This window comes from Photobacterium sp. GB-36, from assembly GCF_003026135.1.
Lineage (GTDB): Bacteria > Pseudomonadota > Gammaproteobacteria > Enterobacterales > Vibrionaceae > Photobacterium.
On the sequence record NZ_PYNY01000026.1, the window covers coordinates 18100 to 31299 of the forward strand.

Sequence of the window (13200 nt, forward strand, 5' to 3'; positions counted from 1 at the left end):
TCGGCTCTTAAATGGTTAAGTTTTGTTCATCCGCAAGAATATAAGCTTCTTTCATTACCCATGAAATTATCAATACGATTAGTCCCATAATAATGGTGATAAAATCTATACCCAAAAAACTAATAGCGATCATTCTCTGTCCTGGTGGATTATTGAAGCTAAGTATGAGTGTCATAATTGGTTGATAGAATATTGAGCCACCGACCCAATAAAATATGCTATAGCCAAGTTTTTGATAAATAGTTGCATTTTCTAAGGTAAAGATATTGTTATTTTCATAATTACGGAAGAGTTTAATTAACTTTGTTAAAGCATACATGATAATTGAGCAATAAATGAGGCTAGCTAACGTTGCGATGAGTCTTGTTGTGAGTGTTAATGGCACTTGAGTAATGTTGTGTAAATCATCATACGATGTTTGTACTATTCCAGTGTTCGTTAAATAGGCATATGGCGTATCAATGGTTAGCCAAAAATAGCAAACTAATATAGGTGTTAAAACGAAAAATAGTTGAAACAGTAAACGAGCTCTTTTACTTTGCTTTTGGATATTAGACATGTATTACCTCTTAAGTTGATGAGGCAAGGATAGAGACTAAACTAGAGATAAGCAATAAAAAATTATCGTTTTACGATAATTTTTTGTTTAAATATTTGTGGTTAAAAAGTATTGTTGACTGTAATGTTTTGATAGATAAAGAAAAAAAGAGCAATATTCACTTTTCTAGGTGGAAAGTGAATATATACTCGTTTTTAGGTTCCGGATGGGATTTAATTTTTTGCCGAATATTTTAAATTCAAATGCTGCTGTGATTCCATAAAAGCGACATGTAGGTTAATGAGTTGGACACTTTCTTGCTGCCATTGAGGATCGGTTTGATGTTGGCAAAACTCCACCATAGCAACAATGATTCGATCTAGCTTTTTTAAGCTCCAACGCTTTAGTTCTGCGCTATAACTGGCATCACATACCACGGCTTGAAGTTTGGCATAAGAAAGTTGAATGTAACCAAATGCCTGCTCGTTATAGCCTTGATGTTGATAATATTTAGTTAAGCGAAAACACGCATCTAGCCAGTAGGCTAGAGCTTCACTGCCAGTCTCATTGTCTAATTCATCCATCATGCTGCTAGGCGTTTGCTGAATGAGAGTAACCAACTCTGAAAAATCATGGTTATGGTTGGGTTGGTACCACCCTTTAACTGATTCTAACCAGCAGTGAAGTGTCATCATGCGATTTTTTCCTCTTTAAGTGCGTTGACTTCTGATTCATCCCAGTTTGCTACAAAGTGATTGTCAGCAACTTGGCGATGTCCTGAAACAGACTTCAAACTTATTGCACGGATCTTATCGGCGCTCTGTGAATAATCAGGTTCTGAATCCACGAGTTTATTAAAGGGTAGATCAGGATCGGGCACTGCAGAGATTAATAATTTAGTATAAGGATGCTGTGGGCTACGTAAAATAGAGCGAGTGTCTCCCCATTCAACAATACGGCCACGGTACATTACAGCGGTTTCTTCTGCGATATAATGTGCAGTAGCTAAGTCATGCGTAATGTATAAAAAGCCAATACCAATTTTATCTTTCATCTCTTTCATTAGGTTCAACACACCTAATCGAATAGAAACATCAAGCATTGAGGTGGGTTCATCGGCGAGGATGATTTCAGCACCCACACCAATTGCGCGCGCTAGGTTCACACGTTGACGTTGACCACCACTGAGCTGATGGGGGTATTTATCAAGATCTTCAATCGGTAACTCAACCAATTCCATTAGTTCATTTAAACGCTGCTCTATTGCGTCTTTACCCTTCACTTGTTTATGAATTAACAGTGGGCGAGTAAGGTGATGGCGAATAGTATGAGTGGGATTTAACGATCCAAAAGGGTCTTGGAATACCATTTGGACTTTACCGCGATAATTCAATACATCTTTACGTTTACGAATAGTATCGACATTATCGCCTTTAAATAAAATTTCACCTTCCGTTACGCCGTGAACTTTAGTAATGAGCTTTGCACAGGTACTTTTACCACAGCCGGATTCGCCAACGAGCGCTAAAGTGCGCCCCTTATAGAGCTTAAAGCTGATATTATCGAGAGCACGAAAGATTTCAGTCGAACCAAAACCACCGCCAGCAGTGAACTCTTTCACCACATTATTTAATTCAATAATTGGTTGTTCCATTACGATATTTCCTCTGCTGAGATAGAAACGTGTGGGGCGTCTTCATGAATGTTAGGGAATGATGCCCATAACTTTTGGGTGTATGGGTGTTGAGGATTGTTACGTATTTCACGTGCTTGATTGACTTCAACAATTTCACCGTATCGCATCACGGCAATGCGATCACAAAGTTGACTCATAAGCGCAAGATCGTGAGTAATAAATAACACAGAGAAATCGAATTCTTTACGTAGTTGATATATTTGCTGCAAAATCTCACGTTGAACAACAACATCAAGCGCCGTGGTTGGTTCGTCCATAACAATGAGTTTTGGGTTGAGGCATAGCGCTATCGCAATAACGAGCCTTTGACGCATACCACCACTAAATTGGTGTGGATACTCGGATAAACGCTCGCGAGGGATATTAACCAGATCTAACAGCTTTTCGGCACGTTCTTTTGCTTGTTCATTGCTGTAGCCAAGGTGGTGGCGCATTACATCAGCAAATTGCTCTTGAATAGGGAGTACGGGATTTAATGAGTTCATTGCACTTTGGAATACCATTGCAATGTCTTTCCAGCGAACAACGCCCATTTGTTGTTCAGTTAATGCGATAAGGTTTGTACCGTTGTATTCAATACTGCCTTTTGTGATAAGTGCTGGCGGCTTGTGTAAGCGATTAATAGCAAAAGCGATAGTACTTTTACCACATCCCGATTCACCCGCTAAGCCGAATATTTCACTTTTACCTATATCAAAATTTACTGATTTTACGGCTTTAAAGTCGCCATTGTCTGTAATGTAGGTGACTTCGAGATCACGTACTTTCAGTATTGGGTCTGAATGAAACGCTTGTTCCATGATGCTCTCCCTGCAAAAATAAAACTACATGATAATGAAAGTGATTATCATTAATATTTAAACAAATTAAAGGAGCAAGAAGAGGGTTGCAAAGGTTCAAGTTAAAGAAAGTGAGGCAGGTATCAAAAAATCATGTAAAAGTTGAGTGTCGCAAAAATATATACCACAAGGGTAATTATTATTTGTGAAAAGATTCCATATGGCAGCAATAACAGAGATAAAAAAGAAAAGCCCACACAAGATCACATTGTAATGTTGTGTGGGGGGGGGAGGTGAAAGATCAAACAGCGGCTTTTAATGCAGAGATAAAAATATCAATGTCGTCTTTTGTAATGTCTAAATGAGTGACAAATCGCAATGGGTTTCCAGTTGAGATCAAAATGTTTTGTGCTTTTAATGTGGTCGCCAATTGGGTTTGATCTATCTTACTATCGACTTTTGCAAATAAGATATTTGTTTGTACGTGACTCGTGTTTACTTCAAAACCATTCACTGTATTTAATTGTTCCGCTAAGTATTTAGCATTGGAATGGTCATCGACTAAACGACCTGTATTTTCAGTCAGTGCAATTTTACCCGCAGCGGCAATGATTCCTGCTTGGCGCATGCCGCCACCAAGAACCTTACGCCAGCGACGGGCTCTGGCTATTAGTGCTTTATCACCCAGTAATAGTGACCCAATTGGCGCACCTAAACCTTTTGATAAACAAATGGTGAAAGAATCAAAATATTGAACAATTTCTGTAATATCGACATTAAGTGCGGTGGCTGCGTTATAAACACGCGCCCCATCAAGGTGAAGTTTTAGGTTATGTTGTTCAACAAATTCACGCGCTTGTTGAAGGTAGGTGAGCGGTAACACTTTACCATTGATGGTGTTCTCGAGGCTTAAAAGTGTTGTGCGGGCAAAATGAGGATCGTCTGGTTTAATTGCAGCTATCAATTTTTCGAAAGGAAGTGTGCCATCATCGGCATTTTCTATCGGTTGAGGTTGGATCGAACCTAAAACGGCTGCACCGCCGCCTTCGAATTTATAATTATGTGCCTGTTGGCCACATAAATATTCATCTCCACGTTCACAGTGTGCCATTAATGCCAGTAAATTAGCTTGAGTGCCAGAACTACAAAAAAGTGCGGCTTCAAATCCATGGCGTTCCGCTGCAAAAAGCTCTAAATCATTAACGGTTGGATCGTCGCTATAAACATCGTCACCCACAAGTGCTTGGGACATCGCTTGACGCATTGCGGGAGAAGGGCGAGTTACCGTATCTGAACGAAAATCTATCATTTATTATCAACTTCCTATTCTGTTTTATTCACTATATCACTGTGTACTATTTGGTTTCTATAGTCGTAGATCCTTGTTATTAAGCATATGATGACACTATGTTTAAAACAGAATATTTGATAGTTATATTAATACGGCATTCGCATAAAACATGTTCTGTAAAGCATCTACACTTTAATGGTTGGTTGTTTATTATGCAATTATTGAAGAGACTCTGAGTACGGCCACACTAGGAGGATGATGTGATGTTAGTGGAACAACGTGATTTTACCTTACTTGGTAAAGTTCAGCGGCATGCTCATATTAGCGTAATCCCAACGGGTAAGTTACGCGTTAATATTCTTGAGGATAATGCAGAGCAAGAAGCTGAATTCTCGCAATTATGGTTTAGCAAGACCGGAACAAAAACATTATTAGTCTGCCGAGTTGAATCAAAAGTCAATTGGCAACTAGATCTTAGAAACCAAGATGCGAAAGAGCTCGAACACCTTATTGAATCGGCGCAAGAAGATTATGAAATCTTAATGCGTGATTTATAACTATCATCAATCTTGTTGAATGGTTTGGTGGGGCAATTTGTGATTTTGCGATATGAGTGTGTTTAACCCTGCTAGTAACTAGCAGGGTTTTTTCAGTTTCTAGGTTTAGGTAAAATGAGGCTTGCTTTCAAACCGCCGCGCTGGCTTTTGCTTAAAATTAAATCACCACGATAGCTATGCGCTAGTTCATTCACGATGTTTAATCCAAGCCCTGTTCCAGGGGTATTTTCATCTAACCGCACTCCACGGTGAAGTACTTGCTTGCATTTTTCTTCTGCAATACCAATGCCGTCATCTTCAATGACAAGGGTAATTTGACCTGATTGGTTCGACTCTTGGTAGACGCGAATCAAAGAGTTAGCCCATTTATAGCTGTTTTCGATTAAGTTACCGATCATTTCATCAAGATCACGGCTTTCTACTGCAACCATCACACTGCTATCAAGCTCGTTAACTAAGATCAGCTCTCGATTTGCGTAGACTTTATCCATGGCTAAGGAGATCGCATCCACTCGACTAGAAACGGCGGTTTTTGCCGCTAGGATATTCACAGCGCCAGCCATACGAGCACGACCTAAATGATAATCGATGTGCTGTTGTAACTGCTGGAGAGCGGGTACTAGCTTGGCTTTTGTTGGTTCATCGAGTAACGCGACTTCATTATTCAAAATAGCGATGGGTGTTTTAAGTGCGTGAGATAAATTCCCTGAATGATTACGTGCACGTAATAGTAGCTCTTGATAGTGGAAGAGTAAGGCGTTTAAATCATCAATAACCGGTTGTATTTCAACAGGATATAATCCAGTTAGTTCTGTAGAATGTCCTTCTCGCACTAGCTTTAAATTTCGACGCAATTTACGTAGAGGCCACAGTGACCAGCTGACTTGTAGCGTGGTAAGTGTGAGAATACCAATTGCCATAATGGTTAAAATTAACCATAAACCTCGCGTTAGTTGTTGCAAGGTCTTGAGTAATCGATCCTGATTGACGGCAACGGATAGTTCTACTGGATAATCACTATCAGGCAGTAGGAATTTACGTTTAACCACGATTAAGGATTGTTTATTAGGACCTTCAAACCCCTCTTCGCTATTCCCTGAAATGGTGGTGTCCCATAACGAGCGTGAACGTAGATGTTGTTTGTTGAGTTTGAGTGACCAATACAAACCGCTATAAGGGGAGTTAAATCGCGGGTTTGATAATCGACCATCAAGAAATACACGACCATGCGCATCAATATCGACAAGCGCTGTAATTTGATCAAGGTATAAATAAAGCTGGGTTTTTTCTTGGTCAATAAGGTAGCTTTTAATAAAGCTTGGCACAAGATAACCAGCCGTGAGTGTGATCGCTAATAGCCATATTGCAGAAGCGCTTAATAGGCGATTACGAATACTTGGCTGGCCTTTTTTCCGCATATTAATTCGCATTAATCCGATATCCAAGACCGCGAACTGTTTTTATTACATCATTGCCAATTTTTCGACGTATACGACCAATGAAGACTTCAATTGTGTTGGAATCACGATCAAAATCTTGCTTATAGATATGTTCCACTAATTCTGTACGTGAAATAACCTTATCAGTGTTATGCATAAGATAAGATAACACTTTGAATTCAAGTGCTGTAAGATCAATGAGTTGACCTTCCCAAGTCACCTTGGAAGTACGTGTATCAAGGCTTAAATTACCAGCTTGAATAACAGGAGAAGCATTACCTGTAGAACGGCGAAGTTGCGCTCTAACACGAGCGACTAATTCCACCATCTGAAAAGGTTTGGTTAGATAATCATCAGCGCCTGCATTTAAGCCATCGACACGTTGTGTGAGTTCATTACGTGCACTTAAAATAACGACAGGGCAGTTTACATTTTCTTCACGTATACCTTTTAATACGGTAATACCATCAAGTTTAGGAAGACCCAAATCTAAAACAATAGCATCCCAAGGTTCTGATGTTGCACGATAGAGGGCATCAATACCATCACAAGAAAGCTCTGCCACCCAACCGCTTTGTTCTAAACCAGCGATAATTTGTTCGCCTAAAGTTACTTCGTCTTCTACGACAAGAATTTTCATTTTGGAGCCCTGATGACATTTTCTAAATGTCGTCCTTTGATATTTAACATTTGTAAAGATTGAGCTTGATATTCAACTTTTATTATATTGTTTTGATTATCAATAAGCTTTAGTTCATAGATCCACTCACCATTGTCTTCGTTGAGCTCTACTTTAATTATACGTGCTGATAACTGTTGAGAGACTTTATGTTGAAGGGCTGAATAAGGCTTGATTAATCCTTTCTCGACAGCTGTCATTACATCATCGTGATGCTCTTCATCGTGGGTTATCGGCGTTGCTAATGCACAGAAAGTCAACGATCCGAGAAGCCCGACTATATATAAATATCTATGACGTATTTTCATATTTATAATTGTAACGTAACAACCATGAATGGAAAGTGAATGAGACGATTATGATAACGTGTGTAATGGTCATAAGTCGTTAAATTTTTAAGCTTTTATTCGAAAATTATGATCCCGTTATAGTAGAATAAGTATTGCATGAATGGTGTTTTTAAATTTTATTCAAATTTAGTGAATAGCTTGCTAGTTTACGGCATTTATCGCAAAATTGCGCAATAAAAAGTAATGAAATAGGTAACCCACGATGGCTTCTAGCGCACACGCACTTCATATTTTAGTGAAACACAAAGAATTGGCTGATGATATTCTAGAACAGCTTAAAAAGGGTGCAAAGTTTCAAGATCTTGCTAAGAAACACTCAACGTGCCCGTCGGGTAAAAAAGGGGGAGATCTTGGTGAGTTCCGTAAAGGTGCAATGGTGCCGCAGTTTGATAAAGCGGTCTTTTCTGGTAAAGCAATCAGTACCAGTGAAGCGTTAAAAAAGAAAAATAATAACTTACGCGGATTAATTCCAGAACCTGTAAAGACTAAGTTTGGTTGGCATGTGATTAAAGTTCTTTATACCGTTTAATCTATTTATTGAACCAGATTGAATTTATATTAACGCTCTTATTTTAGAGCGTTTTTTTATGCTTAATAGATACATAATAATATTATTAATGGTATCTATTGGTTGTTATTATTCAATTGTCTGTGTGAATAAAGTGGCTAATTTACATTGATTTACGCTTTAAAGCTGTTTAATTAATCTGTTTTTCCATAGTATTAATATATGCCCTTTTTATGGAGAATGACGATGAAAGGTTTATTCGATCAGCTAATAAATCAAGCTAGTAATTATATGGATAAGGGAAAAACCACATCTAGTTCAAGTACCTCTGATTTATTAAAAGGAGCGACAGCTGGTGGGGTTGTTGGTGCATTATTAGGCAATAAGAAAAGTCGTAAATTAGCCAAAAAATATGGTGGTAAAGCTGCCTTAGTTGGTGGTACTGCTGTGATTGGCACGGTCGCTTATCAGGCTTATAAGAAATGGTCGCAAGAGTCATCACATGCTTCTAATACGGCAATGGACTCACAGCAAGCGATTTCCCCAAATACCCAATTAAGAACAAACCAAGACTTGTTAGTTCAAGCTATGATTTTTGCAGCAAAAGCTGATGGTCATATTGACGAGCAAGAAAAAACAGCGATAGCACAATGGATGATTGAAAATGGGATCAGCCATGATGTTGAAACTGTGATTGTTCGTTGGCTAAATGCACCGTTAGATCCCCAAGTCATTGCGGCGCAAGTTAGTGGCTTAGAGCAAGCTTCTGAAGTTTATTTAGTTACATTATTGGCTATTGATGTCGATCATTTCTTAGAGCGTGCTTATCTTGACGCATTAGCCCAAGCATTAAAACTGCCAGTAGGCTTAGTTCAGCGAATAGAAGAACAAGCAAATGTTATGTCGTGATTGATTTAACACAGCTAAGATAGGGGCTAATTAAATATAGCCCCTGATTGTCAATATTATTTTGTTTGACCCGCTGGCATAGAACTATTGATTCTGACTGGACCTAAACCAATAACACACTGTTTATAACCTTTTTCCCAGCCTTTTAGGTAAGCTGCTCTATTTACGGTATCGTAGCTATTTACTATTTCTTTGGATGGTAAAAACTGCGCTTCCATGGCATTTTTACAACCATCGTCATATCCTTTTTTTTCTACTGGCGCCGTATCTTGTTTTACGATTTTTGTGATCACTTGTCGTTCTGATTGCGGTACAGTCTGTGTCGCACAACCTGAAATCAATAAAGTTAAGCCAATAAAGGGTAAATATTTATTCATAATATACTCAGTTATATATTCAATCTTGCTGTGATTACAAAAGCGACAAGCAAAACCATTATAATTCGTTATGAGTATATTATAGCAATACCCTTAATCAAACCGTAACCAATGCCATAGTGGTTGAAATTGTGAGTATTTTAAGCGATGAACTAAATGCATTATTGCTTAAGCGATACAACTATCTCTTTAGAAGAGCGAGTATCACTCCAATTTAATAATTTTGAATAGAAGTATTTTAGTATTATCAGATAGATAGTGATGAGACTGAAACTGGTTATGGTACTAATCCCTTGTTGAAAATGATTATCACCAGAAAGAAGTAATATTAAGCCAAGACTGACACCAAGTGATGAAATCATTAGCCATAGCGGAAAACTAAGCCTGAAAAACTGATAGAAATGGAACAATACAGAGAAGATCACTTTCTTTAAATGAAACATAATGTACTCCTAAGCGAAATTGTTGCCTAGTTGTTAAATTATTCCAGTTATTGATGAGAGTGAAGTGCAGTGATCAGATTTTGTGTCGTTGTTCATGGTTTGATGGTAACGATGAGGCGGTATTTCGCATCATCGTTATAGCCATACCATAATTACTTTTGTGCCTATGGGTGAGTTGGTTTAGGAATATAACGGCCTAAACGATCAATTTTTCTGTTTTTAGAGAAGAACATTTCAAGCTCAATCATGACCCCAGGGTTAGCGTGATAGTTGTATTCACGAGGGAATTCTAGCTGCGGACGAACACCTAGATATAGCCAGTGTTTGTAAATACGTTTATTCCATGTTGCAGATATCCAATAGTTTGTGATTTCTTTATTTTCTCCAGTATCAGCACTGATCCCTGTTGAATATTCGAATAAATTCTTATCATCATAACGATGGAATAATTCAAATTGCTGGAGAAGTTCCCATTTATCGTCTTCTTTCAAGTACTGCGCGCTGGTTGTGGTTTTGAATATTTTCGAATGCTCAGGGTTTATCGCGTAATAGCCACTGAGCTCACTCAGATAACCTAACCCTTTTGAGTGATAATAAAAGACTTGTTGTTCAAGTCGGGTTGTCCAGTTTTCACTAATAGGATCAACGCGTGTAAGTCGCATTTTTGTGAAAGGATCAAGTGGAAGCTTTAATTTAATACCAATATCAAAATCTGAATTCCAGTTGCCAAAGTGGGCATCTTGAAGACGAAATGCACCCACAGTATCGCCTGATGTGGTTTTGTTGCCTGTGGCAATACCACGTTGCTTGTTTTCAAGACTATCGAAGTCGCCGGGCTCGGAATCAATGATTAGTTTCCAGTCTCTTTTTACATGGGGCAGGTCAAGTTTGAAATAAACTTTGAAGTCATTATCAAGTTTGCCACGGTAAGAGTAGGCTAAACGATTACGAATACGTAAATAGCTTCGGTTGGTAAGTGCACTTTCGTCATCGTCTTTCGCTAAACTTTCGTCAAGGTACTCGCCAATATCATGGACGGTGTTGGTAAGTGATTGGTGTGAGTCATCAACCCAATCTGCCATGCTTGATTGATTGTTGGGATCAGTACTCGTATCGCTAACGGGTTCAGCTTGGCTAATACTGGGTATTATTGAGAATAAAAAAAACGGTAAACAAAGCTGTTTATAGCGAGTTTTAAATGAGACTAATGGTTTCAATTTGTTCAAACTTCCTTTTCGAATTCGTCACTATAGTTCTAAATAAACATCAAAATACAGATGTTATTTTTTACTGAGAATAGAGACACTTAAATTGTTATGATTTTATGCTAACAAAGCTAATTATCTCAGTTGTTATATTTTCATCACTAAATCATCATCTGAATGATGTGTAATCACACTATACTGAAAATGATTTTTATGCTTACGTCCTCATAGCTAGGATATTATTGATACACAGTATTTATCAATCGCTTTTGAATATTGTGGCTTATTATCACAAAGCTTTTGTGACATGTAGTGTAAATATTAATGGTATGTTCTAGAACTTAATGACAGTTTTAGATATTTCTGTTATTGAATTATATGAAACTAAGTGCGCTCGAGGGATGTATGGATAGTTCAGAGATAGAAAGCATTAAACGGGATATGTCAGTAAAAGTTCATGATATTTTTGATAACTTTGAAGAGCATAATAACCGACTACCAACGATGGAAGAATTTCGGAGTATCTTTCATGATTGTGCTGATCACTATTTAGGCCCATTAGATAAACAGATTGTCGATGGTATTAATGCTAATTTAGAGCGTCAACGTATCCGTGAACAACAGTTGTGGGACGCTGTGAACGAGCTTGAATCTGAAGAACGAGTTCGTAGAGACGCTGAATAAAGTTTATGGGCGATGCGCCATAGCTAAAGCAACTTTAGACTGTGGTCGTATCCCCAATTGTTGGCAAAATGTTTGACTAACCAGTGTGAATTTTTCTAAATCTATGCCGGTTTTGATGTTAAGTCCTTGGCATAAATAAAGAACATCTTCTGTTGCTACATTACCACTTGCTCCTGGTGCATATGGGCAACCACCTAATCCCGCAATACTACTGTCTATTGTCGTAATGCCCATTTGCATTGCTTGATAAATATTCGCGATTGCTTGCCCATAACTATCATGGAAATGGACGGCGATGGCTTTTGATTGAAGTTGCTGATTTACACATTCCAACAGGGTAGCAACGCGTAATGGCGTTCCTGTTCCTATTGTGTCTCCCAGTGACACTTGATAGCAGCCCATGTCGATGAGAGCTTTTGCAATTTCTGCGACTTGTTGTGGTGGTGTTTTTCCTTCGTACGGACAATCTATCACACAGGATAAATACGCACGTACAGGTATTAAGTGTTGATGGGCTATCGCAATAACAGATTCAAATCGTCGAAGGCTTTCATCAATACTGGCGTGTATATTGTTTTGCGTGAAGGTTTCAGAGCAAGAAGTAAAGATAGCGACTTCATTGGCATTAACGTTAATGGCCGCTTCTAGGCCTTGTAAATTAGGAGTCAGAGCTGAGTAGAAAATATTGGGATGGCGTTGAATGTGCGAAAATACACTATCCGAATCAGCCATCGCTGGGATCATTTTTGGCGAAACAAACGCACCTGATTCGATATGCGTTAAGCCTGTCTGACTCAGTTCATTAATCAGCGCTATTTTAAGCGCTGTTGCTTTATCACCTAATGTTGAAAGATGAGGTTCGTTTTGTAATCCATCACGGGGCCCAACCTCAAAAACGGTAATAGCATCGGGTAGCGATAATTGAAGCTTATTCGTTAATGTCATTGGCTTTACTCCAACTTGGTGGGACTTTATCGAAAAAAGCTTGTATGCCTTCTTGTGCTTGTGGTGAACATCGAACTCGGGCGATTAATTCACTGGTATAACGAATTAAACGTTGATCAATGATTTCGACTTCACATTGACGACATAAGGTTTTGACTGTTGCAAGCGCTGCTGGGCTATTGGTTAAGATTTGCTGAAGTATTACCTGTTTTTCTTGTTGTATATCATCACAAATAAGGTGAATTAGACCAAGTTCGAGTGCTTGTTCTACCGTGATTAACTCTGCGGTTAACATAAAACGTTTTGCTTGGCGGATCCCAATTGCACGACAAACATACGGGGCAATTGTCGCTGGCACTAACCCTAACCTTACTTCACTTAAACAGAATTTAGCGTTGATACTTGCAATAGCAATATCACAGCAACAAATTAACCCTAATGCCCCCCCAAAAGCAGCACCTTGAACGATGGCAATGGTGGGAGCTGGAAAGTGGTTGAGTTGATTTAGAAGTTCAGCAAGTTGAGCTGCATCTTGTTGATTATTTTGCTCTGTTTCTAAAGCCATGTTTTTCATCCAATGCAGATCAGCACCCGATGAAAAATGTTTACCATTGGCTTCAAGTAGTAGGCCGCGTATCTCTTTGTTTATTTTAAGTTGATTAAGGGCGGTGAGCAGATCACCGATGATTTCAGCATTAAAAGCATTCGATTTATCGACACGGTTTAAAGTAATGGTCGCGATATTATTAGGTGAAACCGACACTAAGATATTTGGTTGTGTTTTCATAATATGACCTAAA

17 protein-coding genes are annotated in these 13200 nt (G+C 38.6%); 4 read left to right on the forward strand and 13 right to left on the reverse strand.

Annotated elements, in window-relative coordinates:
* Positions 1 to 7 precede the first annotated feature (7 nt).
* From C9J46_RS17960 to ltaE, 5 genes are all read right to left on the reverse strand, one after another.
* On the reverse strand, positions 8 to 559 hold the full coding sequence (locus C9J46_RS17960) for a DUF2975 domain-containing protein (RefSeq protein ID WP_107206915.1): 552 nt from the start codon (positions 557 to 559) through the stop codon (positions 8 to 10).
* 212 nt (positions 560 to 771) lie between these two features.
* On the reverse strand, positions 772 to 1233 hold the full coding sequence (locus tag C9J46_RS17965) for a hypothetical protein (protein ID WP_107206916.1): 462 nt from the start codon (positions 1231 to 1233) through the stop codon (positions 772 to 774).
* Positions 1230 to 2192: an ABC transporter ATP-binding protein gene (locus C9J46_RS17970; protein ID WP_107247288.1), complete on the reverse strand. Its 963-nt coding sequence runs from the start codon at positions 2190 to 2192 to the stop codon at positions 1230 to 1232. The genes C9J46_RS17965 and C9J46_RS17970 overlap by 4 nt, the downstream gene beginning before the upstream one ends.
* Positions 2192 to 3034 (reverse strand): ABC transporter ATP-binding protein, encoded by an 843-nt coding sequence (locus tag C9J46_RS17975; protein WP_107206918.1) that lies wholly within the window; start codon positions 3032 to 3034, stop codon positions 2192 to 2194. The genes C9J46_RS17970 and C9J46_RS17975 overlap by 1 nt, the downstream gene beginning before the upstream one ends.
* A gap of 280 nt (positions 3035 to 3314) precedes the next feature.
* Positions 3315 to 4322, reverse strand: coding sequence for a low-specificity L-threonine aldolase (ltaE, locus tag C9J46_RS17980; RefSeq protein ID WP_107261373.1), 1008 nt, complete (start codon positions 4320 to 4322; stop codon positions 3315 to 3317).
* Positions 4323 to 4567: 245 nt separating this feature from the next.
* Here ltaE and C9J46_RS17985 point away from each other — a divergent pair, with 245 nt between their 5' ends.
* The gene (locus C9J46_RS17985) at positions 4568 to 4861 is read left to right on the forward strand and encodes a hypothetical protein (protein ID WP_107206920.1); all 294 of its coding nucleotides are present in this window, start codon (positions 4568 to 4570) and stop codon (positions 4859 to 4861) included.
* Between the two features lie 92 nt (positions 4862 to 4953).
* On the opposite strand, the gene C9J46_RS17990 is transcribed toward C9J46_RS17985, so the two are convergent.
* Genes C9J46_RS17990 through C9J46_RS18000 form a run of 3 tightly spaced genes read right to left on the reverse strand, consistent with a single transcriptional unit; the run spans position 4954 to position 7179 of the window.
* Positions 4954 to 6291: a sensor histidine kinase gene (locus C9J46_RS17990; RefSeq protein WP_107206921.1), complete on the reverse strand. Its 1338-nt coding sequence runs from the start codon at positions 6289 to 6291 to the stop codon at positions 4954 to 4956.
* Positions 6281 to 6940, reverse strand: a complete 660-nt coding sequence (locus tag C9J46_RS17995) for a response regulator transcription factor (RefSeq protein ID WP_107206922.1) — start codon at positions 6938 to 6940, stop codon at positions 6281 to 6283. The genes C9J46_RS17990 and C9J46_RS17995 overlap by 11 nt, the downstream gene beginning before the upstream one ends.
* Complete coding sequence (locus C9J46_RS18000) at positions 6937 to 7179, reverse strand: PepSY domain-containing protein (RefSeq protein WP_233217632.1); 243 nt, start codon at positions 7177 to 7179, stop codon at positions 6937 to 6939. Before C9J46_RS18000 ends, C9J46_RS17995 begins: the two co-directional genes overlap by 4 nt.
* A 352-nt stretch (positions 7180 to 7531) precedes the next feature.
* Here C9J46_RS18000 and C9J46_RS18005 point away from each other — a divergent pair, with 352 nt between their 5' ends.
* Both C9J46_RS18005 and C9J46_RS18010 read left to right on the forward strand, forming a co-directional pair.
* A complete protein-coding gene (locus C9J46_RS18005) occupies positions 7532 to 7858 on the forward strand; it encodes a peptidylprolyl isomerase (protein ID WP_107206924.1) in 327 nt (108 codons plus the stop codon).
* 225 nt (positions 7859 to 8083) lie between these two features.
* A complete protein-coding gene (locus C9J46_RS18010; RefSeq protein WP_107247291.1) occupies positions 8084 to 8746 on the forward strand; it encodes a tellurite resistance TerB family protein in 663 nt (220 codons plus the stop codon).
* 56 nt (positions 8747 to 8802) lie between these two features.
* Here the strand turns inward: C9J46_RS18010 and C9J46_RS18015 are convergent, their stop codons facing one another.
* The 3 genes from C9J46_RS18015 to C9J46_RS18025 form a co-directional block, all read right to left on the reverse strand.
* Positions 8803 to 9123 carry a hypothetical protein gene (locus C9J46_RS18015; RefSeq protein ID WP_107291319.1) on the reverse strand — a complete coding sequence of 107 codons (321 nt, stop codon included), beginning with the start codon at positions 9121 to 9123 and terminating at the stop codon, positions 8803 to 8805.
* A 161-nt stretch (positions 9124 to 9284) separates the two neighbouring features.
* On the reverse strand, positions 9285 to 9566 hold the full coding sequence (locus C9J46_RS18020; protein ID WP_107206927.1) for a hypothetical protein: 282 nt from the start codon (positions 9564 to 9566) through the stop codon (positions 9285 to 9287).
* A gap of 164 nt (positions 9567 to 9730) precedes the next feature.
* Positions 9731 to 10783, reverse strand: a complete 1053-nt coding sequence (locus C9J46_RS18025) for a hypothetical protein (RefSeq protein ID WP_107206928.1) — start codon at positions 10781 to 10783, stop codon at positions 9731 to 9733.
* A 393-nt stretch (positions 10784 to 11176) separates the two neighbouring features.
* On the opposite strand from C9J46_RS18025, the gene C9J46_RS18030 reads away from it, so the two are divergent.
* Positions 11177 to 11455, forward strand: a complete 279-nt coding sequence (locus C9J46_RS18030) for a hypothetical protein (protein WP_107206929.1) — start codon at positions 11177 to 11179, stop codon at positions 11453 to 11455.
* A gap of 3 nt (positions 11456 to 11458) precedes the next feature.
* Here the strand turns inward: C9J46_RS18030 and C9J46_RS18035 are convergent, their stop codons facing one another.
* Entirely contained in the window at positions 11459 to 12400 is a 942-nt protein-coding gene (locus C9J46_RS18035) for a hydroxymethylglutaryl-CoA lyase (protein WP_107206930.1), read from the reverse strand.
* Positions 12384 to 13187, reverse strand: coding sequence for an enoyl-CoA hydratase-related protein (locus C9J46_RS18040; RefSeq protein WP_233217808.1), 804 nt, complete (start codon positions 13185 to 13187; stop codon positions 12384 to 12386). Before C9J46_RS18040 ends, C9J46_RS18035 begins: the two co-directional genes overlap by 17 nt.
* Between the last annotated feature and the right edge of the window lie 13 nt (positions 13188 to 13200).

Excerpts from the sequence above, each read along its gene's own strand:
- C9J46_RS18040 (WP_233217808.1), bottom strand. The coding sequence starts at position 13,187 with ATGAAAACACAACCAAATATCTTAGTGTCGGTTTCACCTAATAATATC.
- C9J46_RS18035 (WP_107206930.1), bottom strand. The coding sequence starts at position 12,400 with ATGACATTAACGAATAAGCTTCAATTATCGCTACCCGATGCTATTACC.
- C9J46_RS17965 (WP_107206916.1), bottom strand. The coding sequence starts at position 1,233 with ATGATGACACTTCACTGCTGGTTAGAATCAGTTAAAGGGTGGTACCAA.
- C9J46_RS17995 (WP_107206922.1), bottom strand. The coding sequence starts at position 6,940 with ATGAAAATTCTTGTCGTAGAAGACGAAGTAACTTTAGGCGAACAAATT.
- C9J46_RS17990 (WP_107206921.1), bottom strand. The coding sequence starts at position 6,291 with ATGCGAATTAATATGCGGAAAAAAGGCCAGCCAAGTATTCGTAATCGC.
- C9J46_RS17985 (WP_107206920.1), top strand. The coding sequence starts at position 4,568 with ATGTTAGTGGAACAACGTGATTTTACCTTACTTGGTAAAGTTCAGCGG.
- C9J46_RS18020 (WP_107206927.1), bottom strand. The coding sequence starts at position 9,566 with ATGTTTCATTTAAAGAAAGTGATCTTCTCTGTATTGTTCCATTTCTAT.
- C9J46_RS17975 (WP_107206918.1), bottom strand. The coding sequence starts at position 3,034 with ATGGAACAAGCGTTTCATTCAGACCCAATACTGAAAGTACGTGATCTC.
- C9J46_RS17960 (WP_107206915.1), bottom strand. The coding sequence starts at position 559 with ATGTCTAATATCCAAAAGCAAAGTAAAAGAGCTCGTTTACTGTTTCAA.
- C9J46_RS18010 (WP_107247291.1), top strand. The coding sequence starts at position 8,084 with ATGAAAGGTTTATTCGATCAGCTAATAAATCAAGCTAGTAATTATATG.
- C9J46_RS17970 (WP_107247288.1), bottom strand. The coding sequence starts at position 2,192 with ATGGAACAACCAATTATTGAATTAAATAATGTGGTGAAAGAGTTCACT.
- C9J46_RS18000 (WP_233217632.1), bottom strand. The coding sequence starts at position 7,179 with ATGACAGCTGTCGAGAAAGGATTAATCAAGCCTTATTCAGCCCTTCAA.
- C9J46_RS18030 (WP_107206929.1), top strand. The coding sequence starts at position 11,177 with ATGGATAGTTCAGAGATAGAAAGCATTAAACGGGATATGTCAGTAAAA.
- C9J46_RS18005 (WP_107206924.1), top strand. The coding sequence starts at position 7,532 with ATGGCTTCTAGCGCACACGCACTTCATATTTTAGTGAAACACAAAGAA.
- ltaE (WP_107261373.1), bottom strand. The coding sequence starts at position 4,322 with ATGATAGATTTTCGTTCAGATACGGTAACTCGCCCTTCTCCCGCAATG.
- C9J46_RS18015 (WP_107291319.1), bottom strand. The coding sequence starts at position 9,123 with ATGAATAAATATTTACCCTTTATTGGCTTAACTTTATTGATTTCAGGT.